Below are 26,220 nucleotides of genomic sequence, written 5' to 3' on the forward strand. Positions count from 1 at the left end.
TTATTCAAACACCACGCTGACTGTCGGATTGCCGGGTAAGCCGTCATAAGTCACCTTTGCGCCGCCCTTGCCCTTGGCTGGTGGTACAAGCGGTCCGAAGGACCCGACCGAAACCAAATCTCCGACTTCCAATGTCACGCCTTTGGACATCAGCCAAAGCACGGCATTCGCCGGGTGGCCAAGAACGGCGGTGCCCGGAGCCTCGGCCAGCACGGTGCCATCTGCGGCGCTAAGCGTGACGACCATACCGGCCAAAGCCTCTGACATCTCAGCCGCATCCGATACAGCGATCTCCGAGCCTAACACGCCCAGTTTTGGTGCAACTCCGATCGCGGTCAGGGTCACCGGCGTGATTGGTTCACCCTCGGCGAGGGTGAGGTCCGGCAGCTCGATGAACGGTCGGATCGCCGAGACGTTCTGCAGAACCTCCTCGGGCGTTTCGGCCTCGTTGATTTGCGCGTCCCCAACGACAAGCACCAGATCAGCTTCGAAAACCGGGCGCGCGCCCCAATTGAGCGGAACAGTCGCGCCATCCTCGAGCATCATATCGCGATAGAGGATGCCTTGTACCGGTTCCGAGGCGCCAAACCGGTCCTGCGCCGGGGCACTGGTCAGTCCCGCCTTGTAGCCAATCACCGGTCCCATATGGGGCTCCAACGCGCGCACCAGCTTGGCCTGAGAACACAACGCATATTCCATTGTGCCCCCTGCCGAAACGGCAGTGGTGGGCGTATTGCTTAAATAGTCTTGCACGAATGTCTCAATGTCACCGTCCGACGCACACCCTGCCTGAGCCGCACCCGACAGCCAAAAAATTCCATAAGTTACTGATAAATAGCTCCTAAAATCCATGATAGCGCTCCTATGTCCCCAGAGTCTGACACGCCGGCCGACCACGTGGCAACGGTTTAAGCACTTTTTCATGCTCTGCAGGGATGTTGAGTCCGACACGGGCCGGGATCACCAAAGATGAGTCTTGCGGAAAAACTTGCACAGGAACGACGGGCACGGCTGGCAGCTGAACGGTTGCTTGAGCTGAAACAGGCAGAGCTTTCTGCGGCCAATCGTAAACTGGGTCATCATGCGATTGCATTGACTCGACGCATCGACCAGACGCAGGCCGAAGTTGCGACCGTTCGGGACGAAAACGAAAAGGTCAAATCCGATCTGACGGTGGCCAACGCAAAAATCGAAGTGGCCGAACGTCGGCTTTGGCATTCCATCCAAACCATTCAGGACGGCTTTGCTTTCTTTGATGAAAACAGCACTCTGATTGGTGCAAATACCGCCTATCTGAGTGTGTTTGATGGCATGCAAGAGGTTGCGCCCGGAATCGCCTATGCCCAGATCCTGGATATCCTGACACATGAGGGCATCGTTGATATCGGTGCCGAGGCGGCACCAGACTGGTGCGCTCGAATGCAGCGCAGGTGGGTTCAGCCCAATCCCGAACCGGTCGTGATCCAGCTATGGAATGGCCAGTATATCAGACTGATTGATCAGCGGGGACAGGGCGGCGATGTGGTCAGTCTTGCCCTGAATATCACCGAGTCCGTCCGGCATGAGGCGGAATTGCAAGCCGCACGAGAGCGAGCGGAGGCTGCAAACCGCGCCAAATCCGCATTTCTGGCCAATATGAGTCACGAAATTCGCACACCGATGAATGGCATTGTCGGCATGACCGAACTGTTGACCGAAACGCCTTTGGGCGATGAACAACAGCTTTACGTCAACACGATCCGCAACTCGGGCGAGGCGCTGCTGGTCATCATCAACGACGTTCTGGACTATTCCAAGATCGAAGCTGACAAGTTGACCCTGCACCCCGAACAGTTCGATTTAGAGCGGTGTATTCTTGAGGTGGCAATGCTGTTGCAGCCCAGCGTGCGCGACAAGGGGCTGACCCTGCTGGTGGATTACGACCTTTTCCTGCCCACCTTGTTTATCGGTGACCCCGGTCGCGTGCGGCAGATCCTGACCAATCTGGTGGGCAATGCGATCAAGTTCACCGCAGATGGCCACGTTCTGATCCGAGTGACTGGCGTGCCAGATTCGGAAGGCGAGAGCTGCGATGTTCACGTGGCCATCGAAGATACCGGCATCGGTATCGAAGACGACAAGATCGCGCATATTTTCGGCGAATTCAATCAGGTCGAGGATCAGCAAAACCGACAATTCGAGGGCACCGGGCTGGGTTTGGCGATCACCAAACGTCTGATTACCATGATGGGCGGCACTGTCTGGGTCGAAAGCGCGCTGGGCGAAGGATCGTGTTTCGGGTTTCGCATGACTCTGCCCGCTGCGGAAGGCCCACAGCCCGAACCACCTGATCTTGCAGAACGATTGCGGCATGTTCTGATCGTCGAAGATCTGGCAGTCAATCGCGCCATCCTGGCCAAGCAGTTGGGCCGGTTGGGATCACGCGCGTCGGTCTGCGCGACGGGGACCGAAGCGCTGGCCCTCGTCGACCCAAGCGTCGATCTGATCCTCTGCGATCATGACCTGCCGGACATGGACGGGCTCGAACTTGCGACCACCCTGCGCGACCAAGGATGGGGGGATCTGCCGATTGTGGTTATGTCCGCTAATCCCGGCGTCATCCACACCGACCCGGCCCATCGTTTGATCCAAGGTGTTCTGCAAAAGCCCATCCCCCGCGCCGAGCTTTATTCCCGACTGCTGGCCCTGGGCGCACCCGGTTTCAAACCCACCAAGTTTGATGCATGCGCGATCAAGCCCGACAAACCGTCGCTATGCCTTGAAGACCAAAGGAGGATGCGCGTCCTCGCCGCCGAGGACAATCGAACAAACCAGTTAATCCTGAAGAAAATGACCAAGGATCTGGAAATTGAACTGAGGTTTGTTTCTAACGGGCTGGAAGCCGTCGAGGCACATGTCGAATTTGATCCTGACCTGATCTTCATGGACATCTCCATGCCCAAGATGGACGGAAAAGAGGCAACAAGCGAAATTCGCCGCCGCGAAATTGGAACCGACCGCCACGTCCCCATCGTGGCGTTGACTGCGCATGCCATGGCCGGGGATGATCAGGGCATTTTGGCCGCCGGATTGGATCACTACCTGACCAAACCCCTGCACAAAGCGCTGATCCACAGAATGATCCTGCAGCACTGCCCGGATAACGTGCGACAAGTCACAAAACCGGCTGAGCTTGCCCCCTGAACCGAAGCACCACCACCAACCGTTTCGTCAGGGCTTCCCATTCATCTGGCCAAAAATATCCCGGGGAGCGCGAGGGGCTGGCCCCTCGCTCTGGCCCTCGCCAAAATCCACAAGGTTGACCGCGTCTAAGCGCTATATGGGCGCACAAACACCGGCTTATCGCTCTCAGACAGGTCAGGACGATAGGCATAGTCCCCGGTGTCAAACTCCAGCAAACCCGCCGGATCGGTCAACCGGCGCTGAATGACATAGCGGGCCATTGCGCCGCGCGCTTTCTTGGCAAAGAAGCTCACGATTTTTGGCGTCCCGCCCTTGTCTTCCATAAACACCGGCGTGATCACGCGCAGCTTCAACGCCTTGAGATCAACCGCGCCGAAATATTCCTGACTGGCACAGTTGACCAATATGTTCGAGCCAACCTCGTCCGCCTGCGCGTTCAGCGCTTTGCTCAGCTGGTCGCGCCAGTATTCATACAGGTTCTTACCGCGACGGGTCTTCAACCTGCTGCCCATCTCCAGCCGGTAGGGTTGGATCGCATCCAACGGGCGCAGCACACCATACAGTCCTGACAAAATACGAAGATGATCCTGCGCCCAGCCCATCTCATCTGCATCCAGCGAAGCAGCCTCAAGCCCCTGATAAGTGTCGCCTGCAAAGGCCAACGCGGCGGGACGTGTGGCCTCGACCGAAGGCGCATCCGAGAACGCGCGATACCGGTCGCGGTTCAGGCGCGCCAGATCGTCACTCAGATCCATCAGCTTTTTCAGATCACCGAGCGTCAGGTTGCGGGCGGTTTTCGACAGCCGGATGGCGTCATCCTGAAAATCGGGTTGCGTAACATCAACATGGCGCTCGGCCCAGTCCAGCCTTTTGGCCGGGGAAATCACTACCAGCATATCCGCCCTCGTTTCTTGCCTGATAGGCCGTATCTAGCCCGCTTGCCGCAGCACGTCCAGAAAGGCGGCGCCAAACCTTTCGTGACGACGGTCGCCCAGAACCTGTTCCATCCCGCGCGGATCTTCCGGTCGCAGCTGCGCGACCTTGGCCAGTTGCGAGGCCGAGCAGCTAAGCGGTTTGTCGATCCCCTCGGGCCCGCGCGACAGTTGCGATTGAACCTCAAGCAGCTGGTCGTAAATCTCGCCCTGCTCACGACCGGCCAGCTTACGGCGGGCGGGGTGCAGGGCCTCGGCCTCTCCGGCGATCACCTCAAGGAAGGTGTCGCCATAGCGTTCCAGCTTTTTCGCACCGACCCCACCGATCCGGGCCATATCGTCCAGCGTCATCGGGCGTTTCTCGGCCATTTCAATCAGGGTGCGATCGGGGAAGATGACATAGGCCGGAACGCGCTGCGTCTCCGCCAGCGCGCGGCGTTTGGCTTTGAGCGCGCTCAGCAGCGGCGCGTCCTCTTCGGCCACCATCGCCTTGACCGCAGGGCGGCGGGTGGCTTTGCGGATCGTGTCCTTGCGCAGTTGGATCTGCGCCTCGCCCTTCAGGATCGGCTTGGCGGCCTCGGTCATGCGCAGCGCGCCGTGGCGGTCGGGATCGGGGCGGACCAGATCGTGACCCATCATCTGCCGGAAAATCGCCTGCCATTGCGCACGTGACCAGTCCTTGCCGATACCGTAGGTGGACAGAGCGTCATGACGCCGTGCGCGGATTTTGTCGGTTTCGTTCGCCAACAGGATGTCGATCAGGTGCCCCGCGCCGAACCACTCCTCGGTGCGCAGGATCGCGGACAGGGCCATGCGAACGGGCGTCGTGCCGTCGAACACTTCGGGCGGGCTGTCGCAGAGGTCACATTTACCACAAGGCTCGGCCTGTTCGCCGAAATAGCCCAGCAGGTTCTGGCGGCGACAGGCCAGCGCTTCGGCCAACCCCAACAGCGCGTTCAGCCGCGCATGATCGGCCATACGGCGTTCGGGCGGGGCAAGGCCTTCGTCAATCTGAGACCGGCGCAGCCGGATGTCATCGGGGCCGAAAAGGGTGAGGGTTTCGGCAGGGCCTCCATCGCGGCCCGCACGGCCGATTTCCTGATAATACGCCTCGATGGATTTCGGCAGGTCCGCATGGGCGACCCAGCGGATATCGGGCTTGTCGATGCCCATGCCGAAGGCAACGGTGGCGACCACGATCAGGCCATCCTCGCGCGCAAAGCGGGTTTCGACAATGCGCCGGTCTTCGGGGTCCATGCCGCCGTGATAGTGGCAGGCAGAATGTCCTTCGGCACGCAGGGCCTGCGCCAGCACCTCAGTCTTGTTGCGGGTGCCGCAATAAACGATGCCGGATTGACCCTTACGCGCACTGGCAAAGTCGAGGATTTGTTTGCGGGGGCCATCCTTGGCGGCAAAGGTCAGATGGATATTAGGACGGTCGAACCCCCGCAGGAATTTCCGGGGTTCGGAACCGTCGAACAGTTTCTGAACGATCTCGTCCTGCGTTTCGGCGTCTGCCGTCGCCGTAAACGCCGCCAGAGGCACATTCAACGCACGCCGCAACTCTCCGATCCGCAGGTAATCGGGGCGGAAGTCATGGCCCCATTGGCTGACGCAATGCGCCTCGTCCACCGCGATCAGGCTGACATTGATCCGGCGCAGCATTCCCAAGGCGGATCCGGCGGCCAGCCGTTCGGGGGCCATGTAAAGCAATTTCAGCCGCCCGGCCTCCAGCGCCTCCCACACCGCATCGGTTTCTTCGGGGGTGTTGCCCGAGGTCAGCGCCCCGGCCTCAACGCCCGCTTCCTGCAGCCCGCGCACCTGATCGCGCATCAGGGCGATCAGAGGTGAAATGACCACTGTCACTCCGTCGCGCAGCAGCGCGGGCAATTGAAAACAAAGGGATTTACCGCCACCCGTCGGCATGATCGCCAGCACGTTTTCACCCACCGTCACGGCATCGACAATCTCCTCCTGCCCGGGGCGGAAGGTGTCGAATCCAAAGACGTCTCGCAACAAGGGTGCGGAGTCGAACATGCTTGGGATGGCCCTGTATTAAGGTTTATCTGCTCTTAAGACAGGACCATCACATACTAAGATTCGGTGAACAAGAGGTCAGTAGAAGAACGCGGCATTGTTCGCCAGAATAATGCGCAGCGCAAAGACGCCCAGCAGCACTATCAGTGGGGCCAGATCAAGCCCGCCCATGGGCGGCAACACACGCCGGATCGGTCCGTACATTGGCTCTAACAGCCGGTTCAACCCATACCAAATCTGTGCGACAACCTGCTGATGCAGGTTCAGCACCTGAAAGTTGATCAGCCAACTCATGATTACGTGGGCGATAATCACGAACCAAACGACGCTCAGCAGCATTTGCAGGATTTCATATAGGGACTGCATGGGTACTCCGTTCTTCGATTGCCCTGAGACCTAAGCGCCGGGACGGCAAAGAGCAAGTGGGGTGCACTCAACGCTTGCGCATCTGCTGAAAGCCCCGTCTTATGAATGCAACAAAAACAGGGGCAGAGATGGCTGAGATTTCCAAGCGCAAGCGCATTTGGGGCTGGTGGTTTTTTGACTGGGCCAGTCAGCCGTTCCATACATTGCTGGTGACTTTTGTCTTTGGCCCCTTCTTCGCGGGAGTTGCGGCGCAGTATTACGCGAATACCGGATTAGACAGCGATGCGGCGGCGGCGCAGGCGCAGACGGTCTGGGCGAACTGCCTGACCATCACCGGGCTGATCATCGCGTTCGGGGCGCCCTTGCTGGGCGCGATGGCGGATGTCTCGGGGCGGCGCATTCCGTGGATTTTTGGCTTTTCGGTCATGTACGCGGTGGGTTCAGCCGCACTTTGGTATACTATGCCTGATGGCTCAAACATGTGGTTGATGCTGTCGGCCTTCGGGCTGGGCTTTGTGGGCGCGGAGTATGCGCTGATCTTCATCAACTCGCAATTGCCCGATCTGGGAGATGACAATGAGGTGGGTGAGATTTCGGGCTCGGGCTTTGCGTTCGGCTATTTCGGAGGGCTGATCTCACTGGCGATCATGCTGACGTTGTTTGTGGAACAGCCCAACGGTAAGACACTGATCGGGATCGCTCCGATCCTTGGGCTGGACGCCGCTGCGCAGGAAGGCACGCGTTTTGTCGGGCCGTTTACGGCAGGCTGGTTCATGCTGTTCATGGTGCCCTATTTCCTGTGGGTGCGCGATGATCCGGCGACCGGGACAACGGGCAGCGTGAGCGAAGCACTGCAACTGCTGGGAAAATCCATCGCCGCGTTGCGCCACCGGGTCAGTCTTGCGACCTATCTTGGCTCGTCCATGTTCTACCGCGATGCGCTGAACGGGCTTTACAGCTTTGGTGGTGTATACGCACGGCTGGTGCTGGAGTGGGACCTGATCAAGATCGGCGTCTTCGGGATCGTCAGTGTTCTGGCTTCGGCCATCTTTGCGTGGATTGGCGGCAAGATGGATCGGAAATACGGCCCTAAACCAGTGATTTTGGTCGCAATCTGGGTGTTGATTTTCGTCTGCCTCACCGTGGTGTCGATGGATCGGACGCAAATCTATGGTGTCGCGCTGCCCGAAGGCTCAAACCTGCCGGATCTGGTGTTCTTCGGCTGCGGCGTGCTGATCGGCGGGATGGGCGGGGTTCTGCAATCCGCCAGCCGTTCGATGATGGTGCGCCATACCGATCCCGCGACCCCGGTCGAGAGCTTTGGTCTGTACGGCCTGTCGGGTCGGGCCACCGCTTTTGCCGCGCCGTTGCTGATCGGGATTGCAACAACCATGACCGGCAGCGCAAGACTGGGGGTGTCACCGATCATTGGGTTGTTTATTCTGGGTCTATTCCTGATGCGCTGGGTGAAACCGGAAGGGGATCAGAGCAGATGATTTTATTACGTTTTTTGGCCGTTCTGGCGGCTTTGATACTTGCAGACTCGGCGGGGGCTCAACCCTTGGCCAAGCAGCTTTTCGGGGCACAGAAGGTTGGGTCGCAGCAAAAATCAGCCGCGTTCGGCAGTTATTCGCGCGGCTGCGCTGCCGGGTCGGTGCAACTGCCCGAGACGGGGCCCACATGGCAGGCCATGCGCCTGTCGCGCAACCGCAACTGGGGGCATCCGCAGGCGATTGATTATGTGCAGGACCTTAGCCGGTTTGCGGCCAAACAGCCGGGGTGGAATGGTCTCTATATCGGAGATATCAGCCAGCCGCGGGGCGGGCCGATGACCTCGGGGCACCGCTCGCATCAACTGGGGCTGGACATCGACATCTGGATGCTGCCCGGAGATAACATGCGCCTCAGCCGCAAGGCGCGCGAGAATATCTCGTCGATTTCCCTGCGCCGCGCCAACGGGGCCTATGTGAACGGCAATTGGACCAAACAACACCATGCGGTGCTGCGCGAAGCGGCCAAGGACAAGCGTGTCGCCCGGATTTTCGTCTTTCCCGGGGCCAAGGTTCAGATGTGCAACGATGAAAAGGGCAACCGGGCGTATTTGCGCAAGATCAGGCCGTGGTGGGGGCATCACTATCATTTTCATGTGCGACTGAATTGCCCGAAAGGGTCGCGCGGCTGCGTCAACCAGGACCCGCCACCCAAGGGCGATGGCTGTGCAGAGGCGCAGCAATGGGTGCAGAATATCCTCAACCCGCCGCCACCCGACCCGAACGCGCCTCCACCCAAGAAACGCCGCGAATACCGTTTGGCCGATCTGCCCCAGCAATGCGCCGCCGTTCTGCAGTCCAACTGATCGCGGCACTGCTGCTGGCCGGTCCCGTCGCCGCGATGGAGGTCAAAACGGCGACGCATCTGGGCAGTTTCACATGGCGCTCGGGTGTGGATGGGTTCGGCGGATTCTCTGCGCTCCATATCTCGGAGGAAGGCACGCGGATCATTGCGCTCAGCGACCGGGCTCGGCTGGTCACGGCCGGGATTGAGCGCGCAGGTGATGAGATCACGGGCATCACGCTTCTTGACCAGTGGCCGGTTTTGTCCAGCAGCGGGCGCTTATTGCCGGGATATGTGGGCGATTCCGAAGGGATCGCGATGGCACCACATGGCGGGCTTTACATCTCTTTCGAGGGTATTCACCGGGTGGCCTACTATGCCGCACCCGATGCGCCTGCGCGCGTTCTTCCGCGTCCGGATGCGTTCAAGAGCTTGGATGGAAACGGGTCCTTTGAAGCGCTGGCCATTGACACGAAGGGGCGACTTTACACGCTGACCGAAAAGAACCGCACGGTACAGGGTGATATCCCGGTTTACCGCTGGGACGGTGCGCGTTGGTCGACGCCGTTTATACTGCCACCTAGGGGTAAGTTTCTGCCTGTTGCCGCCGATTTCGGACCGGATGGGCGGCTTTACCTGCTAGAGCGCGCCGTGTCGCTGACCGGTTTCCGGTCCCGCCTGCGCCGCTGGCAGATTACTGGCGATGTGCCCAGCTCTGAAGAGATTCTGTTCGAAACCACCACCGGCACACATGACAACCTCGAAGGTCTGTCGATCTGGCGCGATGATCAGAACCGCCTGCGTGCCACAATGATTTCGGACGACAACTTTCTGAGCTTGCAGCGCACCGAACTGGTGGAATATCTGCTGCCCGATTGACAGGGCGCGGCCAAGGGTCTAAACGCACGGCTTGCCTTGGGACGGTCCTGGGGCCAAGTCGCCGCTACCTTGTCAAAACGGGCATCTGAACATGCAACGCTCTTATATTCCCGGCATCATTGCCATGGCCGCCATTGTTGTGGCCTCAAACATTCTGGTCCAGTTTCTGATCTTTGACGGGCTGTTGACCTGGGGTGCTTTCACCTATCCGCTGGCCTTTCTGGTCACCGACATTATGAACCGCGTCTATGGCGTCGCCACGGCCCGCAAGGTCGTGTTCGCAGGCTTTATCACCGGCATCATCTGCTCGCTGATTGGCAGCCAGATCATGCTGCAGGGCGACGGTTTCACCTATGCCGCTGTACCGCTGCGGATCGCTGTCGCGTCGGGAACCGCCTTCCTGATCGCGCAGCTGACCGATGTCACCGTATTCAACGCCATGCGCGGTGGCCGCTGGTGGCGCGCGCCGCTGGTTTCGACTCTGGTCGGATCGGCGCTGGACACCGCGATCTTCTTCACTCTGGCCTTTTCGGCCTCGGTTACCTTCTTCGGTGCCAATGCGGACGCCGCGATCAACTGGGCGTGGGAGCCTGTGCCCTTCATGCTGTCCGGCCCAATGGCCCCGTTGTGGGTGACGCTGGCCTTTGCCGACTGGCTGGTGAAACTGTCGCTGGCTTTGATCGCCCTGATCCCGTTCAAGGTGATCGTTGCCCGCCTGACCGCGGCGCAGCCTGCGTAAAAAAACATTTGGAGATTGGCACAACTTGTGGCACGCTTCTTTTCAACCGCAACAGATAGAAAAGGAGGTGATCCAGTGTCGAGAAAGAGATTGGAGAGAGGTGTCGGAACAACCGGGGGGATCGCCTGCTAGGGCAGCCCTTGGTGGGGCGCTCGCCCCGGCTGGTCAACGGATCTAACCGACCCGACCTCCTGAACTTTCGAAGGGCCGTCCCGCCGGGGCGGCCCTTTTTGTTTCTGCGCAAGCCAAGTAAGGTCGCGTCCATGTTGCGCATAACTGACGATATCGCCCTGCAAGATTGGGAAATGACTGAAAGCTTTGTGCGGTCATCCGGTCCCGGCGGGCAGAACGTCAACAAGGTCTCAACCGCCGTGGAGTTGCGGTTCGAGGCCGCGCGCTCGCCGTCGCTGCCAGATCCGGTCAAGAACCGGCTGAAACGTCTGGCCGGTCGCCGCTGGACCAAAGATGGCGCGATCATCATCCAATGCGAGGAAACCCGGTCACAGGCCCGCAACCGAGAGATTGCCCGCGCCCGCCTGGCCGAACTCATCACCCGCGCATTGGTCAAACCCAAGCGCCGGATCGCCACCAAACCCACCTATGGCTCGGTCAAACGGCGGCTTGCGGCCAAAAAGGCGCGCGGGGACGTCAAGGCGCTGCGGGGGAAAGTCTCGGAAGAATAATCTGGTAACTTCGTACGGCCTTGCTAGTCTGACCCCGGCAACGGAGAGCAAGATCATGAGGTTAGAGGGCAAAACCGCAATCGTCACCGGCGGCGCATCCGGCTTTGGCGCAGGCATCGTGCAGAAATTCCTGACCGAAGGCGCCCGCGTGATGATCGCCGACATCAACGGCGCCGCCGCACAAGACATGGCCGCGCAGCTGGGGCCGAACGCCATGGCGCAGCAAGTGGATGTGGGCGACGGAATCTCCGTGCAGGCGATGGCCGACGCAGCCCATACCGCCTATGGCCAGCTCGACATTCTGGTCAATAATGCGGGCGTTACCCATCTGCCGACCCCGCTGGAAGACGTCAGCGAGGACGATTTCGACCGCATCGTCACCGTGAACATGAAATCCGTCTACCTCACCGCCCGCGCCTTTGTCCCGCACATGAAAGCGCGCGGCGCAGGCGCGATCCTCAACGTGGCGTCAACCGCCGGATTGTCCCCACGCCCGAACCTGAACTGGTACAACGCCTCCAAAGGCTGGATGATCACCGCCACCAAAACCATGGCTGTCGAACTCGCCCCGTCCGGCGTACGGGTCAACGCGATCTGTCCCGTCGCCGGAGAAACCCCGCTACTGAAGTCCTTCATGGGCGAAGACACCCCCGAAATGCGCGCCAAATTCCTGTCGACCATCCCGCTGGGTCGCTTTTCAACCCCCGAGGACATGGCGAATGCCGCCTGTTTCCTCTGCTCCGACGAGGCCAGCATGATCACCGGCACAGCGTTAGAGGTGGACGGTGGCCGCTGTATCTGATCCCCGCTTCATCTGGCTAAAAATATCCCCGCCGGAGGCAGCGTGCGTCAGCGCGCTCCCCTGCCAACGTCCGCACCCGCGATGACCCCCGGACCCAGAAACCTGATCACCGATGTCCCCGGCCTCAAAGTTGGGAACGCACAGGACGACCGGCTTAAATCCGGAGCTACGGTGCTGACAGCAGATCAGCCCTTTACCGCCTCGGTTCATGTGATGGGCGGTGCCCCGGGTACGCGTGAGACCGATCTGCTGGCCCCCGACAAATCCGTGGACCGCGTCGATGCGATTGCACTGTCTGGTGGATCTGCCTTCGGGCTGGACGCCTGCTCGGGCGTGTCGGACGCTATGAGAGGTGAGGGGCGCGGGTTCCAGGTGGGCTCGGCTATCGTTCCCATCGTTCCGGGCGCGATTCTGTTTGATCTGCTCAATGGCGGTGACAAGGGCTGGGCCGAAAACCCCTATCGCGCCCTCGGCAAGGCGGCCTACCTTGCGGCCTCACAGCAATTTGAACTGGGCACGGCCGGCGCCGGAACCGGAGCTTTGGCGGCCATGCACAAGGGCGGGCTGGGCTCGGCATCACTGGTTCTGGAGGATGGTATCACCGTGGGCGCTCTGGTCGCGGCCAACCCGCTGGGTAGCGTGACAACGCCGGGCGACCGCCATTTCTGGGCCGCCCCATTCGAAATCGATGCCGAGTTCGGCGGTCTGGGTCCAAATCCGGAAGCAGGTTTGGGCCGGGTCCACAACAGCCGCAAAGCGAAGGCCATGCACGGGGGCCCACCAGACCGCGCAAATACCACGATTGCCATTGTCGCCACCGATGCAGCGCTGTCGAAACCGCAATGCCAGCGGCTGGCCATGGCCGCCCATGACGGTATCGCGCGCGCGATCGTCCCGGCACATACGCCTGGTGACGGTGACCTTGTCTTTGGCGTCAGCACAGGCGCGCGGACGACCGCGCCGGACATGCTCGGAATGATTGGCCATGCCGCGTCGCTGTGTCTTGCGCGGGCGATAGCGCGCGCCGTCTTTCTGGCCAAGCCGAGCCCGGGCGACATCCTGCCCTGCTGGTCGCAGCTACATGACTTAGGTTAAGGACGACCAAAGTCGGGCTGTGACACAGTGCCCTCGCGCGGCAATCTGCGCGTTGACTCTCGGCTGCGCCAGCGATCCATTCGGTGCAGCCAATTCCTATCGGAGCAAAAGCTATGAATCGTATTCTTGCCACTGCAATTGCCGGTCTGCTGGCCCTTCCCGCGTATGCGGAAGGTGACGCCGAGGCTGGCAAGAAGGCATTCAACAAATGTAAATCCTGCCACCTGATCGCGGATCCCGCTGGTGAGGTCATCGTCAAGGGCGGCAAGACCGGCCCGAACCTCTATGGTATCGCGGGCCGTACCGCCGGAACCGTCGAAGGGTTCAAATATGGCGACAGCATCGTGGCTGCCGGTGAAAACGGTCTGGTCTGGGACGAAACCACATTCGCGGAATATGCGCAGGATCCAAAAGCCTTCCTGAAAACCTATCTGGATGACACGGCGGCCAAATCCAAGATGACCTTCAAGCTGAAAAAGGGTGCCGAAGACGTCTATGCCTACATCGTAAGCGTCTCGGGCGAATAACGCCCTCGGGAAAACCCTGTTGTCAGGTGCAAAAGGCCGCAGCCCCTGCGGCCTTTCGTGCGATTGATCATAGGGCCGATCAGCGCCACTTTGGTGGAAAACCGATGCTGTGACCCGGATCGGCATATCCGCAACAGGAGGAGACAGATGGGCATCATGATCCCGGCCTGGGTTGATGGCGAATTGACCCCTGTTGAAAAGCTGGAAGCGCATGAAAAAGGCCTGAAGCACAAAGCGGTCTCGGTCTTTGTCGTGCGCGGCACCGAGATTCTTTTGCAGCGCCGCGCGCTGGGCAAGTACCATACGCCCGGCCTGTGGGCGAATACCTGCTGTACCCATCCTGACTGGGGCGAAACACCGTCCGAATGCGCGGTACGCCGTCTGCGCGAAGAGCTTGGGATCACCGGGCTTTACCCCGAATACCGTCACCGGTTGGAGTATCACGCCGACGTCGGCAACAGCATGGTGGAACATGAGGTCGTGGATGTGTTCCTGACCCATGTGCGCGGCCCGCTGAAGATTGAACCCAACCCGGCCGAGGTCATGGAGATTCGCTGGATCGACTACCACGACCTGCTGGCCGAGGTTCAGCGTTACCCCGAACGGTTCACGCCATGGCTCAAAATCTATCTGCACAACCATGCGGACACGATTTTTGGTCCGGACCTGATTATCTCAGCCAAATCCTGACGCGCGCAGGCTTGCAAGGGCCGCACAGGGGGCCTAAATCAACGCGTCATGGCCAAGCAGAAGCAAAAGACAGACCCGAATTACAAAGTCATCGCCGAGAACAGGCGTGCCCGTTTCGATTACGCGATCGAAGACGATATCGAGTGCGGCATCGTACTGGAAGGGTCCGAGGTCAAATCCCTGCGCGCAGGCGGGTCGAACATTGCCGAAAGCTATGCCAGCGTTGATGACGGTGAGCTGTGGTTGATCAACAGCTATATCGCGCCCTATGAGCAGGCGAAGGTGTTCAAGCACGAAGAACGCCGCCGCCGCAAGTTGCTGGTGTCGCGCAAGGAGTTGTCAAACCTGTGGAACGCGACCCAGCGCAAGGGCATGACGCTGGTGCCGCTGGTTCTGTATTTCAACCACAAGGGTCGTGCGAAGCTGAAGATCGGCATCGCCAAGGGCAAGAAGCTACACGACAAGCGCGAGACGCAGGCCAAACGCGACTGGTCACGTCAAAAGCAGCGGCTGATGAAAGACCACAGCTAGGGCGCATTGCGTTTGATTTGAATCGAAATACGCTGCCTCTCCCTGCGGTCGAACGCGCATTTCGATAGTCTGACCTCGGATAAACCGCAAAACGCCTAAAACGCCATGGTCGCCTGAACGGCCTTCTGCCAACGGGCGTAAGCGGTATCTCGATCCTGCTGGGACATTTCCGGCTCAAATCGGCGATCCAGCGCCCAGGTTTCCGAAAACTCTTGCTGTTGCGGATAGACCCCGGCTCGCATCCCGGCCAGCCATGCCGCGCCCAGAGCTGTGGTTTCCTGCATCACAGGACGGTCCACGGCTGCCCCAAGGATGTTGGACAGGCCCTGCATGGTCCAATCAGATGCGCTCATTCCGCCATCGACGCGTAAGATCACATTGGCGTCGGCGCCCCAGTCGCCTTGCATCGCCTGCCACAGATCGCGGGTCTGAAAGGCGATGCTTTCCAGCGTGGCGCGGGCGATTTCGGCCCGGCCTGAATTGCGTGTCAGCCCAAACATGGCGCCGCGGCAATCCGGCCTCCAATAGGGTGCGCCAAGTCCGGTAAAGGCGGGCACCAGCACCACGTTCTGCGTCAGATCGGCCTGTGCGGCCAAGTCTCCGCTTTGCGGGGCCGCGTCGATAATCCTGAGCGCGTCGCGCAACCATTGCACGGCGGCTCCGGCAATAAAGATCGATCCCTCAAGCGCATAGGTCGTGTGCCCGTCCAACTGATAGGCGATTGTGGTCAACAGCCGGTTTCGCGACTCAACAGGTTTGTCGCCGGTATTCAGCAGCGCGAAACAGCCGGTGCCATAGGTGGACTTCATCATTCCAGGTTGGAAACAGGCCTGCCCGATCGTGGCGGCTTGTTGGTCTCCGGCCACGCCCAAAACCGGGATTTCACCTCCAAACAGTGTCGTATTGCCGAAATCCGAAGCGCAATCATTGACCTCTGGCAGCATGCTCAAGGGCACATCCAGAAGGTCGCAGATCTCGGGGCTCCATTCGCGCTTGTGAATGTCGAACAACAAGGTTCGGGCAGCGTTGGTGGCGTCGGTGACGTGCCTTTGTCCTTCGGTCAGGCGCCAGATCAGGAAACTGTCGATGGTCCCGAACAGCAACTCTCCGTTCTCGGCACGAGCGCGGGCCCCGGGGACGGTATCCAACAGCCACTTGACTTTTGTGCCGGAAAAGTAGGGATCCAGCAGCAAGCCGGTCTGGGCGGTCACGTCATCCTCGCATCCTGCCTGCTTGTACCGGGCGCAAATCTCGGCGGTGCGGCGGTCCTGCCAGACAATCGCATTGTGAATCGGTTCGCCCGTTTTGCGATCCCAGACAACGGTTGTTTCACGCTGGTTGGTGATACCAATGCCCGCGATCTGAGCCGGGGTGACACCGGTGCTGTCCATCACCTCGCGGCAAACACGCAGGACGCTGTTCCAGATCTCGCTCGCGTCATGCTCGACCCAGCCTTCTTGCGGGAAATACTGTGTGAACTCATGCTGCGCGGTGCCTGCACGCTGCATGTCTGCGTCGAACAAAATCGCCCGTGATGATGTAGTGCCCTGATCAATGGCAAGAATATAGGTCACGCCTGCGCCCCTCCCGTGTCGTTTTGCGGGACTTTAGCGCAAACAATGGCACGCGGACCAGAGCGTTCAGACAGGAATATTGTCGATCAGCCGCACCCCGTCGGCCCAGGCGGCGGCAAAAAGCCGAGCGGGGCGATCTGCATGGGTCAGAGGGTCGAGCGTTTCCGCACACCTCAGCTGGATATATTCAACCTGCGCAAATCCCGCAGCCAAAAGATCCGTTTCCGCTTGCCGGACCACGCTGGCAAACGGCGCACCCTGCCGCAGCGTCGCGGCCAAATTGGTCATGATCCGATACTTATGAGCGGCCACAGCCAGCCCCTCGGACGAAAGGCGCAGATTGCGCGAGGACATGGCCAGCCCCGAGGTTTCGCGGACCGTCGGGCAACCGATGACCTCGATGGGGATGTCCAGATCGCGCGCCATCCGGCGTACGATCATCAGTTGCTGATAGTCTTTTTCCCCGAAATAGGCTCTGTTTCCTTGTGTTTGCAAAAACAGCTTTGCCACCACAGTGGCGACACCATCAAAGTGCCCGGGACGAAACTCGCCCTCCATCACATTCGTCAGGCCAGCGACAGAGACTGTGGTGGCGAAACCTTGCGCATAGATTTCATCCGGGTCCGGCACGTAAATCGCGTCAACGCCATATGGGGCGAGTTTGGCCGCGTCCTCCAATTCCGTACGCGGGTAATTGGCAAGGTCTTCGGGGTTGTTGAATTGCTTGGGGTTTACAAAGATCGTGACAATGACGCGGTCCGTGCCTGCCTTTGCAGCCTCGACCAGCGATAGATGTCCCGGATGCAGTGCGCCCATGGTCGGGACGACGCCGATCCGATCCCCTCCGCTGTGCCAGGCTGTCGTCAGCGCCCGCAGATCCGCCAGTTGGCGCAGAATGGGCGCAGTCATGTCCTGAGCCCCTGCGCCGGGGCCTGATCCGAGAAAACGTGCTCATCAGCCGGGAACGCGCGCGCACGCACATCGGCGGCATATTCGGCAATGGCAGCCTCGGCTTGCGGGCCAAGTTCCGCGTATCGTTTGACGAATTTTGGCTTGAAGGCGGTGAAGAACCCCACCATGTCATCGACCACCAGAATTTGCCCGTCACACCCGGCTGAGGCTCCGATTCCGATGGTTGGAATTGCAATCTCTTCCGTGATCTGGTCGGCCAAACCCTGTGGTATTTTCTCTAACACGACGGAAAACGCGCCTGCTTCGGTTACAGCATGGGCATCAGCCAGAACGGATTCAGCTTGCGTGTCGCGACCCTGTACCTTGTAGCCCCCTAGAGTGTTGATCGATTGCGGTGTCAAACCGATATGGGCCATCACCGGGATGCCGCGTTTGACCAGAAATCGGATCGTCTCGGCCATCTCAACCCCGCCTTCCAGCTTGACGGCACCTGCGCCGGTTTCCGCCATCAGACGGGCCGCGTTGCGAAAGGCATCTGCCGGGGTATGTTCATAGCTGGCGAAGGGCATATCGATCACCATCATCGCCTTCTGCAACCCGCGCGCCACCGCCTGCCCGTGCAGGATCATCATTTCCATCGTGACACCAAGGGTCGACTCCAACCCATGTAGCACCATGCCTACGCTGTCACCAACCAGAACAAAATCGCAATGATCATCCATCAGCTGTGCCATCGGGGTGGTATACGCGGTCAGGCTGACCAGCGGCTGGCCGCCCTTGCGAGCGCGGATATCCTGGGCATTTGGCGCTTTTTTGCGGGCGGTGGCGCTCATGATCGCTCCTCCGGGGTTCATGTTGCAGCGCGGCATAGCAGAACCAGACCGGCTATAGAAACCCCGGTTGCGCGAACATTTCCTTGATTGACCCGAGGTTTAAAGAGACATTGGAGCGGGAACGGTCGGCCAAAACGAATTCGATTGTGGGGATTTACATGACAAAGCAAGCGTTTCGCCCCTTTGCATCGGCAGGGGCGGTGAGTGCCAGACTGTTTCCGGGTCAGACTTTGGCCAAATCCGACATCGCCATCTTGACGCAGCCTGAGCCGCCGCATCTGGGCCCGATCAGCGCCGCCGCACAGGCAATTGATTCGGGTGTCTTCACCAACATCCTTCAGGGTCAGATACATGCCCTGAACAAGGGTTCTGCCTCTCAGGACGAGCGGAAAAATGTATCCTCAACCGCACGTGATAGGTTTGCCATCAATTGACCCAACACCCGAAGGCGAGCCACGCCTTTCAATTCCGCCACCTGGATAGCTGAAATAATACGATGATGAGTTTCCTCCGCTTTCTTTCCCTGATCGTCGCAACTGTCTGTTTGTGCCTCATCCAGACTGACAGGGCAGGTGCGCAGAACGTGTTGGGCGGTGGGCTGAATGCCCTGGCCGGAACGCCGGAAAACCCACTGAATGTTGGGATCGGTATCCGGATCGATCAGATCACGAGTGTCGATCAGAAGGCTGAAAACTACGGTGCGGTTGTTGTTCTGCGCGTCGAATGGACGGACCCGTCCCTGGCGTTTGACGCGGAAGCGGTTGGTCGCGACATCCGGGTGTTCAATCCCCCCGATCTGGCTGATCACGCGGCAGAGATTGGCGCGGTATTGCCCGCTTTTGTCATTCATAACCAGCAAAGCAACAAGTGGATTCACGAATCCGCCGCCTCGCTGAGCCATGACGGGCATGTCGTCTATGTCGAGAAATCTTCGCTGACGTTGCAGGCACCGCATTTCGATTTCCGCAAATATCCGTTCGACACGCAGGATTTCTTTTTCGAGGTCGTGTCGATCTTGCCATCCGAATACGTCAGCTATTACCCGCTGGAGGATCACTCGGGCCTGGGCGACATGTTAGGCGAAGAAGAGTGGATTCTGGGCAATGCACGGGTTCAGGCATCGCAGGTCAAGGGGATCTCGGGTCGCGATAGCGATCAGGTGACGCTGGCCTTCGACGGCAGCCGGCATCAGACCTACTACGTTATCCGGGTCTTCCTGCCGATGCTGGTGTTGATCACGGTCAGCTGGGCGCTGTTTTTTCTGGATGAATATCGCCGACGGATCGAGATCGCGGGGGGTAACCTGTTGGTTTTTGTTGCGTTCAACTGGGCGATTTCAGCGGATCTCCCAAAGCTGGGTTACCTGACATTTCTGGATTTCGTCCTGCAATGCATGTTCCTGATGACCGGAGCGCTGATCGTGTTTAACGTGGCGCTGCGCAAGCTCAAGGTCTCGGGCCGGGAAGAGGCTGCCCGAAAGCTGGACAATTACGCGATCAAATGGATTTACCCGCTGGGATATGCAGCCATCGTGGTTTACGCAGTTTCCGCTTACCTTTTGATGCCATAGGTAAAGGGTCTGCGAAAAATGTGACCCTAACGTTTGTTTCGGGGTTCAGCTCTCTGTCGAGGGTTTGGTCAAAGACGTGCCCGGGCGCGCGGGCAGACCATGGTCAGAACCTAAACAATCACCTCAATCGCCTCTTGCGCGCCGACACCGAACACCCGTTTGTACCGATCGATCTGGTCTGCGGGACCCATCGCTTTTTCGGGGTTATCCGACAGTTTGACGGTTGGACGCCCGTTGGCGGACACCGCTTTGCACACTAATGAAAACGGGGCGAGCGCGTCATCGGAAACGAGCCCACGGAAATCATTGGTCAGCAAAGTGCCCCAGCCGAACGAGACTTTGGTGCGATGGGCGAATTGCCGGTGCAGGTCCTGGATTTTGTCGACATCCAGTCCGTCCGAGAAGATCACCCGTTTTTCCCTGGGGTCTTCGCCGCGGGACTTCCACCATTGGATTGCGGTCTCGGCCCCGGTTGCCGGGTCGCCGCTGTCTATGCGAATCCCGGTCCAGCCTGCCAGCCAGTCAGGGGCATGATCCAGAAACCCCTGGGTTCCATAGGTGTCGGGCAGGATGATGCGCAGATTGCCGTCATGCTCATCATGCCAATCGCTGAGAACGTCGTACGGCGCCTGTGCCAGAGCGTCGTCGCCCTCGGCCAAGGCAGAGTAGACCATGGGCAGCTCGTGCGCGTTTGTGCCGATGGCCTCGACTTCGCGGCGCATGGCGATCAGGCAATTAGAGGTGCCGGTGAAAGATGATCCCAACCCTTCGATCATCGCTTGTACGCACCAGTCCTGCCATAGAAAGGAATGCCGCCGCCGCGTGCCAAAATCGGCAATGCCAAGCCCATCCGTTTTGCGCAGTTGTTCAATCTTTTCCCAAACCCTTGTCATGGCCCGGGCATAGAGAACCTGTAACTCGAACCGGCGCATACCGTTCAGAACTGCGCGTGAACGCAATTCCATCAGCACCGCCAAAGCAGGGATTTCCCACAGCATGACCTCGTGCCATTTGCCCTCAAAAGTCAGCTCGTACTGATCACCCTTGCGCTCAAGATGGTAGGCGGGCAGGCGCATGCTTTCGAACCATTCCATGAAATCCGAACGGAACATCTGCCGTTTGCCATAGAACATGTTGCCCCGCAGCCATGTGCTCTCGCCACGGCTGAGGCTAAGAGACCGAATGTGATCGAGCTGCTCGCGCAATTCACCTTCGTCAATCAAACTGGCCAAAGGTATGTGATTCGACCGGTTGATCAGCGAAAATTCGACAGTCGTTTGGGGCTTATTCCGAAACACTGACTGACACATCAGCAGTTTGTAGAAATCTGTGTCGATTAAAGACCTGATAATTGGGTCAATTTTCCATTTATGATTGTACACCCGCGTTGCGATGTCGACCATGGGAAACTCCTGCGATTTCCGTTCTTAGATCAATCGAGGCGGAGATTGGCAAGAGTCGCTCAATTAGTGACAATGACAAGGACAGGTCACAAAGTGGGCAAATTAAATGCGCTCCTCAGTGTGTAGTGAGGAGATGGGGATGGAAGAAAAGGTTGTAATAAGTGAATGGGTCTCGAGTACGACTTTGATATAGTTGCGATTGCTCCGGACGAAGTTGATCCCGAACACGGAATGGCGGCGCTCACCGGCAACCGTGCGGTCAGGGCTTTGTTCCGGGATTTCCGGACGGCGCAGGCGTTGCGGTCTGCGTCACCTAAAATTCGCAGGATATTTCTGGAATCCGGGTTCAGTCTGGAAACGCGCAAAAGCGGGCAGCCAACCGGCTTTTATGCACCCGAGGATGCTGTGGATCGCGCGCGCATTTTGAAACGCTTGTTTGCGAATATCCGAAACATGGGTGTTCAGGGTGAATATTGCGGGGATTTCGATTTCTGGCAGTTTCTGAACCACATCAGAGTGGCGCAGCCCGGCAAAGCCAAACCACGCCGGGAGCCGTTGCAGCCCCTGGCACCGCAAGATCCGATACCGACGCGGGCAGAGCGTAAGCCAGTGCCCCGCCGCATCGGGATTGCCATAGGTCTGGCGGTTTTGGTTTTCGTTATTCTACAATACCTCGCCGCGCGGGGCGCGACGCCTTAGGGGTCGATCAGGGTGACACCTGCGTCAGTCATGGCAGTCCGGGCGGCCGCCAGCGAGCCATCCATGTCGATGGCGCGGCACATATCCGTATCGACTGTGACGTCAAAACCCAACCGTGCGGCATCAACCGCAGAGTAATGCACGCAGAAATCCGTGGCCAAGCCAACAAGGGTCAGTTGGGTGATGCCGCGTGTGTCCAGATAGCCCTTTAACCCGGTTGGTGTCGCCTGGTCGTTCTCGAAAAACGCCGAATAGCTGTCAATTGCGCTACGGAATCCCTTCCGCAGGATCAGGTCGGCATCGGTGCGCAGATCGGGATGAAAAGCCGCGCCCTCAGTGCCCTGAACGCAGTGATCTGGCCAAAGCACTTGCGCACCATATGGCATCTGCGTCAGTTCGAACGGACTTTTGCCCGGATGTGAACTGGCGAACGAGGAGTGACCAGCCGGATGCCAGTCCTGTGTCAGGATCACCGCATCAAACCTGTCCATCATGGCGTTGATGGGCGCAACAATCTGATCTCCATCAGCCACGGCCAATGCACCGCCGGGGCAGAAATCGTTCTGGACATCGATCACAATCAGGGCGTGGGTCATTGGCGTCTCCTTTGCTGCCCCTATCGGTATGGGTTGCCCAAAGGGTCGTCAATGCGGTCTCTTGCGTGTTGTGCAACAGATCATTAGATCGCGCACATGTACACCATCGCTGCTTTGTATCACTTCACCCGGTTCGAGGACCCGGATGCCCTGCGTCCCGCGTTGCAGGACCTGTGCCGCACGCATGCGGTCAAAGGGACCCTGTTGCTGGCGCAAGAGGGAATCAATGGAACCATTGCCGGACCGCGAACAGGGATCGACGCTGTTTTGTCCCATATCCGTGCCTTGCCCGGATGCGCGACCCTTGAGTGGAAAGAGGCGCGCTCGGATCACCCTCCCTTTGGCAAGTTAAAGGTGCGGCTGAAAAAAGAGATCGTGACCATGGGACAGCCCGATGTCGATCCACGCGCCAGTGTCGGACATTACGTAGAACCTCGGGACTGGAATGATCTGATCCGCGCCGAAGATGTAGTGGTGATCGACACCCGCAACGACTACGAAGTCGAAATCGGGACATTCGAGGGTGCAATAGACCCTGAAACGGCAAGTTTTGGTGAATTTCCCGCTTGGTGGGAGGAAAACAAGGGTCGCTTTCATAACAAGCGGGTCGCAATGTTCTGCACTGGTGGTATTCGTTGCGAGAAATCCACCAACTATCTGCTGGGTCAAGGGGTCGAGGATGTCTACCATCTAAAAGGCGGCATTCTGCGCTATCTGGAAGAGGTGCCCCCCGAAAACAGCGCCTGGCGGGGTGAGTGCTTCGTTTTCGACAATCGCGTCTCGGTCGGGCATGGTCTGGTCGAGGGGCCGCACAAGCTGTGTCATGGCTGTCGCCGTCCGATTCTTCCCGAGGATGTCAAACGCTCTGAATATGAACATGGCGTGTCGTGTCACCGCTGTATTGACGAGACCTCGGACGAGGACAAGGCGCGCTTTCGTGAACGGCAGAAACAGATTGGTCTGGCAAAAAACCGCGGGCAATCCCATCTGGGTCAGGGCTGATTCATCCTGCAATTCCGGTTGCATGGACGTACGTGACGCTTGATGATATCCGCCAGAGCACCCTGCCGGAGGCCATATGCGTCACGAGCCGAAAACGCTGGAAGAATGGAAATCGACGTTATTTGCAGCGTCGGGGCTGGTTCTTGTCAGTTTTCTGGCCTGGTTCGGCTTGTCGAATCTCAGCGAGGCCGCGGCCGGAGATACTATCGGTACCATTGCGACCATCACTTTGCTCGTCTGGATGATCTCGCAGATCTGGTACTACGTTACTCAGGTCAAATCGCCACGCAGGCTGCTGTTGCTGATGGGCATTTCGTTCATTCAGGTCGTACCCTTTCTGTTTGCCGCCGTGTACGGCTCGTTCGGGTATCACGATATATGCGTTGTAGGCGCGAAGGGGCCGGCGGACGTTTTGTATTTTTCATACGTCACCTTCACCACGGTCGGGTTCGGAGACCTTCGCCCTGCCGGCTTGTGCCGGGCTCTGGCGGTCGCCGAGGCGATTACAGGGTACATCCTGCTGGGATTGTTTGTTGCGGCAGCAGTTGGTCTTTATGCGCGGGCGCACACAAAAACCCCAAATTAGGGTCTATTTATTGCGGTCAATCCACTGCGACATCATTTGTTTGTCACGAAAACACTCGGCCGGAATCGGACGGCGTTTGCTGCGCGAGATCCGCTCGGCAAAGGCGACCTGTTTGCCTGTCGGATAGTTGGCAAAGGGCGATGGATCATGCGGTTTGTTTGCCGAAATCCAATCCGACAAAGATTTTCGGTCACGTTGCGCCTCGACCGGGATTTCGAGGGCGGATTTTTCGGCGATCGCGCGGGCATAGCGCATTTGCCGATCTGTAATGGGAAGCATGTGGTAGTCGTTGCTGGGTGCGTCGTACCAGCTTTGACGGGCAGCATATGTCATCGCTCGATAAACCTCCGTTCCACATGGGAACAAATATAGAACATTTTAGGAACTTTTTCAAGATTTCCACCAGCATGCGCACTTTCGGTGCCTAGTTTTGCCAGTCTGTCCCGTCGTTTACCGACCTTGTACAGCGCGTTTTTTTGCGTCTCAGTTATATGAAAGAATCACTGATTCGGTTTTCAAGTCACGATGGCTCACGGCTTCGCGCGCGGGCACAAAACCGGCGGCGGACCGCCGAACGTTTCTGCCGATTTCGTGGATTTTTGCCCGTATCGAGGATTTCATGCGCAATTCAGGCACTGTTCCGACACATCGCGTCGGGATCAGAGCACAAGCCTGCCCGGTCCTGTGGCTGAATTTTCCCGTGGGTTTTGATCTGCACACCGGAGGAAAGCAATGAATTCCAACGCAGCTATTGCCAGAACGGCCTTGCAACCTGTTGCGCCAGCTTTTTGTCCAACCCGATCCACCGTAACCTTGCATGCCCGCATTGCGGCACAACTGGTCTGGAGTTAACTGATGCCGAACACGTTCGATAAACTGGCCGCGTTCGCCCTGGACTCGCAACCCGATGACATGCCGGAAAGCGCAATTGAGGCCGCGGCGCTGACCTTGCTGGACACGATGGGCGTTTTAGTTGCTGCGGGTCCAATGCAGGCCGGGATAATCGCGCGGGACACGGCGGCGCTGCTCTATGCCACGAACGATCCCGCCTTTGGTGCGCGCATGTTGTTCGACGGGCGGCAGGTTAGTTTGGTCGGGGCGGCTTATGCTGCGGCGACACAAACCGATAATCTGGATGCGCATGACGGTTACAACCCAACCAAGGGTCACATCGGAGTTGTCGCCATCCCCGCGCTTCTGGCTCTGGCCGAGCAGAAACCGGACCTCAGCGGTCGTGAGGCGCTGGCTGCGATTGTGACCGGATACGAAATTGCAGGTCGGGCAGCTATGGCTTTGCATGCTTCCGTGTCAGACTACCACACCTCGGGTGCCTGGAATGCCTTGGGTGTTGCCGCCATGGCCGCGCGCTTGCGCGCGCATTCGGCTGATCAGCTGCGGCATGCTTTGGGCATTGCCGAGTATCATGGCCCCAGAAGCCAGATGATGCGTGAAATCGCCAACCCCACAATGCTGCATGACGGATCGGGCTGGGGGGCGATGGTGGGTGTGTCTGCGGCCATTCTGGCCGAGCGTGGCTTTACCGGGGCACCCGCGATCACGGTGGAAGCCGAAGGCGCGGCACCGTACTGGGCCGATCTGGGTGCGTTCTGGCAGATTGAGCATCAATATGTGAAACCCTATCCGATCTGTCGGTGGGCACATGCTGCGATTGACGGCATTAGGATGCTGATGCGCGCGCATGATCTGACACATCCACAGATCAGGGCGGTGAAGATCAACAGCTTCCACGAGGCTGCTTGCCTATTTTCCGAACTGCCGGAAACGACGTCACAAGCACAATATTCCCTGCCTTTCGCCGCAGCCATTCAGGCGGTGCATGGCAGGATCGGAGTTGAACATATCTCGGGTCCGGGTTTGGCAGATCCCGTGGTCATTGAGGTCATGCGCAGGATCAGAGTGTCCGAATGTGCCCGTCACAGCGCCCGGTTTCCGTCTGGCCGCTGGGCGGATGTCGAGGTCAAGACAAGTGATGGTCGGATTCTGAAATCAGGCGATATCCACGCGCGCGGTGGCCCGGAAAATCCGATGAGCCGCCAAGACATTGTCGACAAATTCATGGAGTTTTCTGTTCCCACCATTGGTCTCTCTAGATCCGAGAAGATTTGCGCAGCCATACTGCACCTGCCCGCGCCAGCTTCCAGCTTTTTCGACTTGGCAGCCCTATTGTACGATCCACCACTGCCCGACCACTGATCTGTAGATTGCTTTGCAGGGTTGGTGCCAGAG

The 26,220-nt window shown here is 58.9% G+C and carries 27 protein-coding genes; 17 read left to right on the forward strand and 10 right to left on the reverse strand.

The window, feature by feature from the left end; all coding sequences use genetic code 11:
* Positions 1–753 (reverse strand): 2-keto-4-pentenoate hydratase, encoded by a 753-nt coding sequence (locus tag ACRZ9X_RS12135; protein ID WP_480519147.1) that lies wholly within the window; start codon positions 751–753, stop codon positions 1–3.
* 216 nt (positions 754–969) lie between these two features.
* Here ACRZ9X_RS12135 and ACRZ9X_RS12140 point away from each other — a divergent pair, with 216 nt between their 5' ends.
* Positions 970–3,183, forward strand: a complete 2,214-nt coding sequence (locus ACRZ9X_RS12140; protein WP_480519149.1) for a response regulator — start codon at positions 970–972, stop codon at positions 3,181–3,183.
* A gap of 125 nt (positions 3,184–3,308) precedes the next feature.
* Here ACRZ9X_RS12140 and yaaA read toward each other — a convergent pair whose 3' ends face one another.
* From yaaA to ACRZ9X_RS12155, 3 genes are all read right to left on the reverse strand, one after another.
* Positions 3,309–4,079, reverse strand: a complete 771-nt coding sequence (gene yaaA, locus ACRZ9X_RS12145; protein WP_480519151.1) for a peroxide stress protein YaaA — start codon at positions 4,077–4,079, stop codon at positions 3,309–3,311.
* Between the two features lie 33 nt (positions 4,080–4,112).
* Positions 4,113–6,152: a DNA helicase RecQ gene (gene recQ, locus ACRZ9X_RS12150; RefSeq protein ID WP_480519153.1), complete on the reverse strand. Its 2,040-nt coding sequence runs from the start codon at positions 6,150–6,152 to the stop codon at positions 4,113–4,115.
* 78 nt (positions 6,153–6,230) lie between these two features.
* Positions 6,231–6,518, reverse strand: coding sequence for a YggT family protein (locus ACRZ9X_RS12155; protein ID WP_480519155.1), 288 nt, complete (start codon positions 6,516–6,518; stop codon positions 6,231–6,233).
* Between the two features lie 128 nt (positions 6,519–6,646).
* Between ACRZ9X_RS12155 and ACRZ9X_RS12160 the strand changes: the two genes are divergently transcribed.
* The 10 genes from ACRZ9X_RS12160 (at position 6,647) to smpB (ending at position 14,798) form a co-directional block, all read left to right on the forward strand.
* Entirely contained in the window at positions 6,647–8,014 is a 1,368-nt protein-coding gene (locus tag ACRZ9X_RS12160; RefSeq protein ID WP_480519157.1) for an MFS transporter, read from the forward strand.
* Positions 8,011–8,874 (forward strand): penicillin-insensitive murein endopeptidase, encoded by an 864-nt coding sequence (gene mepA, locus ACRZ9X_RS12165; protein WP_480519159.1) that lies wholly within the window; start codon positions 8,011–8,013, stop codon positions 8,872–8,874. Before ACRZ9X_RS12160 ends, mepA begins: the two co-directional genes overlap by 4 nt.
* Entirely contained in the window at positions 8,847–9,731 is an 885-nt protein-coding gene (locus ACRZ9X_RS12170; protein ID WP_480519162.1) for an esterase-like activity of phytase family protein, read from the forward strand. The genes mepA and ACRZ9X_RS12170 overlap by 28 nt, the downstream gene beginning before the upstream one ends.
* 91 nt (positions 9,732–9,822) lie before the next feature.
* The gene (locus tag ACRZ9X_RS12175; protein WP_480519164.1) at positions 9,823–10,470 is read left to right on the forward strand and encodes a queuosine precursor transporter; all 648 of its coding nucleotides are present in this window, start codon (positions 9,823–9,825) and stop codon (positions 10,468–10,470) included.
* Between the two features lie 263 nt (positions 10,471–10,733).
* Positions 10,734–11,153: an alternative ribosome rescue aminoacyl-tRNA hydrolase ArfB gene (arfB, locus tag ACRZ9X_RS12180; RefSeq protein WP_480519166.1), complete on the forward strand. Its 420-nt coding sequence runs from the start codon at positions 10,734–10,736 to the stop codon at positions 11,151–11,153.
* Positions 11,154–11,208: 55 nt separating this feature from the next.
* Positions 11,209–11,955, forward strand: a complete 747-nt coding sequence (locus ACRZ9X_RS12185; protein ID WP_480519168.1) for an SDR family oxidoreductase — start codon at positions 11,209–11,211, stop codon at positions 11,953–11,955.
* Between the two features lie 81 nt (positions 11,956–12,036).
* Complete coding sequence (locus tag ACRZ9X_RS12190) at positions 12,037–13,050, forward strand: P1 family peptidase (protein ID WP_480519653.1); 1,014 nt, start codon at positions 12,037–12,039, stop codon at positions 13,048–13,050.
* Between the two features lie 113 nt (positions 13,051–13,163).
* On the forward strand, positions 13,164–13,577 hold the full coding sequence (locus ACRZ9X_RS12195) for a c-type cytochrome (protein ID WP_480519170.1): 414 nt from the start codon (positions 13,164–13,166) through the stop codon (positions 13,575–13,577).
* 147 nt (positions 13,578–13,724) lie between these two features.
* Complete coding sequence (gene idi / locus ACRZ9X_RS12200; protein ID WP_480519172.1) at positions 13,725–14,267, forward strand: isopentenyl-diphosphate Delta-isomerase; 543 nt, start codon at positions 13,725–13,727, stop codon at positions 14,265–14,267.
* A 48-nt stretch (positions 14,268–14,315) separates the two neighbouring features.
* A complete protein-coding gene (gene smpB, locus ACRZ9X_RS12205; RefSeq protein ID WP_480519174.1) occupies positions 14,316–14,798 on the forward strand; it encodes an SsrA-binding protein SmpB in 483 nt (160 codons plus the stop codon).
* 95 nt (positions 14,799–14,893) lie between these two features.
* Here the strand turns inward: smpB and glpK are convergent, their stop codons facing one another.
* From glpK to panB, 3 genes are all read right to left on the reverse strand, one after another.
* On the reverse strand, positions 14,894–16,372 hold the full coding sequence (glpK, locus tag ACRZ9X_RS12210) for a glycerol kinase GlpK (RefSeq protein ID WP_480519176.1): 1,479 nt from the start codon (positions 16,370–16,372) through the stop codon (positions 14,894–14,896).
* Positions 16,373–16,438: 66 nt separating this feature from the next.
* Positions 16,439–17,281 carry a pantoate--beta-alanine ligase gene (panC, locus tag ACRZ9X_RS12215; RefSeq protein ID WP_480519178.1) on the reverse strand — a complete coding sequence of 281 codons (843 nt, stop codon included), beginning with the start codon at positions 17,279–17,281 and terminating at the stop codon, positions 16,439–16,441.
* Positions 17,278–18,117, reverse strand: a complete 840-nt coding sequence (gene panB, locus ACRZ9X_RS12220; RefSeq protein WP_480519180.1) for a 3-methyl-2-oxobutanoate hydroxymethyltransferase — start codon at positions 18,115–18,117, stop codon at positions 17,278–17,280. The genes panC and panB overlap by 4 nt, the downstream gene beginning before the upstream one ends.
* A 158-nt stretch (positions 18,118–18,275) precedes the next feature.
* Between panB and ACRZ9X_RS12225 the strand changes: the two genes are divergently transcribed.
* Positions 18,276–18,551 (forward strand): hypothetical protein, encoded by a 276-nt coding sequence (locus tag ACRZ9X_RS12225; protein ID WP_480519182.1) that lies wholly within the window; start codon positions 18,276–18,278, stop codon positions 18,549–18,551.
* A 62-nt stretch (positions 18,552–18,613) separates the two neighbouring features.
* Positions 18,614–19,687 (forward strand): ligand-gated ion channel, encoded by a 1,074-nt coding sequence (locus ACRZ9X_RS12230; RefSeq protein WP_480519184.1) that lies wholly within the window; start codon positions 18,614–18,616, stop codon positions 19,685–19,687.
* A 110-nt stretch (positions 19,688–19,797) separates the two neighbouring features.
* Here the strand turns inward: ACRZ9X_RS12230 and pncB are convergent, their stop codons facing one another.
* A complete protein-coding gene (gene pncB, locus ACRZ9X_RS12235) occupies positions 19,798–21,090 on the reverse strand; it encodes a nicotinate phosphoribosyltransferase (RefSeq protein WP_480519186.1) in 1,293 nt (430 codons plus the stop codon).
* A 165-nt stretch (positions 21,091–21,255) separates the two neighbouring features.
* On the opposite strand from pncB, the gene ACRZ9X_RS12240 reads away from it, so the two are divergent.
* Positions 21,256–21,789, forward strand: coding sequence for a hypothetical protein (locus tag ACRZ9X_RS12240; RefSeq protein ID WP_480519188.1), 534 nt, complete (start codon positions 21,256–21,258; stop codon positions 21,787–21,789).
* On the opposite strand, the gene pncA is transcribed toward ACRZ9X_RS12240, so the two are convergent.
* Positions 21,786–22,385, reverse strand: a complete 600-nt coding sequence (pncA, locus tag ACRZ9X_RS12245) for a bifunctional nicotinamidase/pyrazinamidase (protein ID WP_480519190.1) — start codon at positions 22,383–22,385, stop codon at positions 21,786–21,788. The genes ACRZ9X_RS12240 and pncA overlap by 4 nt on opposite strands.
* A gap of 96 nt (positions 22,386–22,481) precedes the next feature.
* On the opposite strand from pncA, the gene trhO reads away from it, so the two are divergent.
* Both trhO and ACRZ9X_RS12255 read left to right on the forward strand, forming a co-directional pair.
* Positions 22,482–23,387, forward strand: coding sequence for an oxygen-dependent tRNA uridine(34) hydroxylase TrhO (gene trhO / locus ACRZ9X_RS12250; RefSeq protein ID WP_480519192.1), 906 nt, complete (start codon positions 22,482–22,484; stop codon positions 23,385–23,387).
* A gap of 76 nt (positions 23,388–23,463) precedes the next feature.
* On the forward strand, positions 23,464–23,973 hold the full coding sequence (locus ACRZ9X_RS12255; protein WP_480519194.1) for an ion channel: 510 nt from the start codon (positions 23,464–23,466) through the stop codon (positions 23,971–23,973).
* Positions 23,974–23,976: 3 nt separating this feature from the next.
* Here ACRZ9X_RS12255 and ACRZ9X_RS12260 read toward each other — a convergent pair whose 3' ends face one another.
* The gene (locus ACRZ9X_RS12260) at positions 23,977–24,306 is read right to left on the reverse strand and encodes a hypothetical protein (RefSeq protein WP_480519195.1); all 330 of its coding nucleotides are present in this window, start codon (positions 24,304–24,306) and stop codon (positions 23,977–23,979) included.
* 522 nt (positions 24,307–24,828) lie between these two features.
* Here ACRZ9X_RS12260 and ACRZ9X_RS12265 point away from each other — a divergent pair.
* Complete coding sequence (locus ACRZ9X_RS12265) at positions 24,829–26,187, forward strand: MmgE/PrpD family protein (RefSeq protein WP_480519197.1); 1,359 nt, start codon at positions 24,829–24,831, stop codon at positions 26,185–26,187.
* Positions 26,188–26,220 lie beyond the last annotated feature (33 nt).

The organism is Ruegeria sp. AL1 (assembly GCF_056540905.1).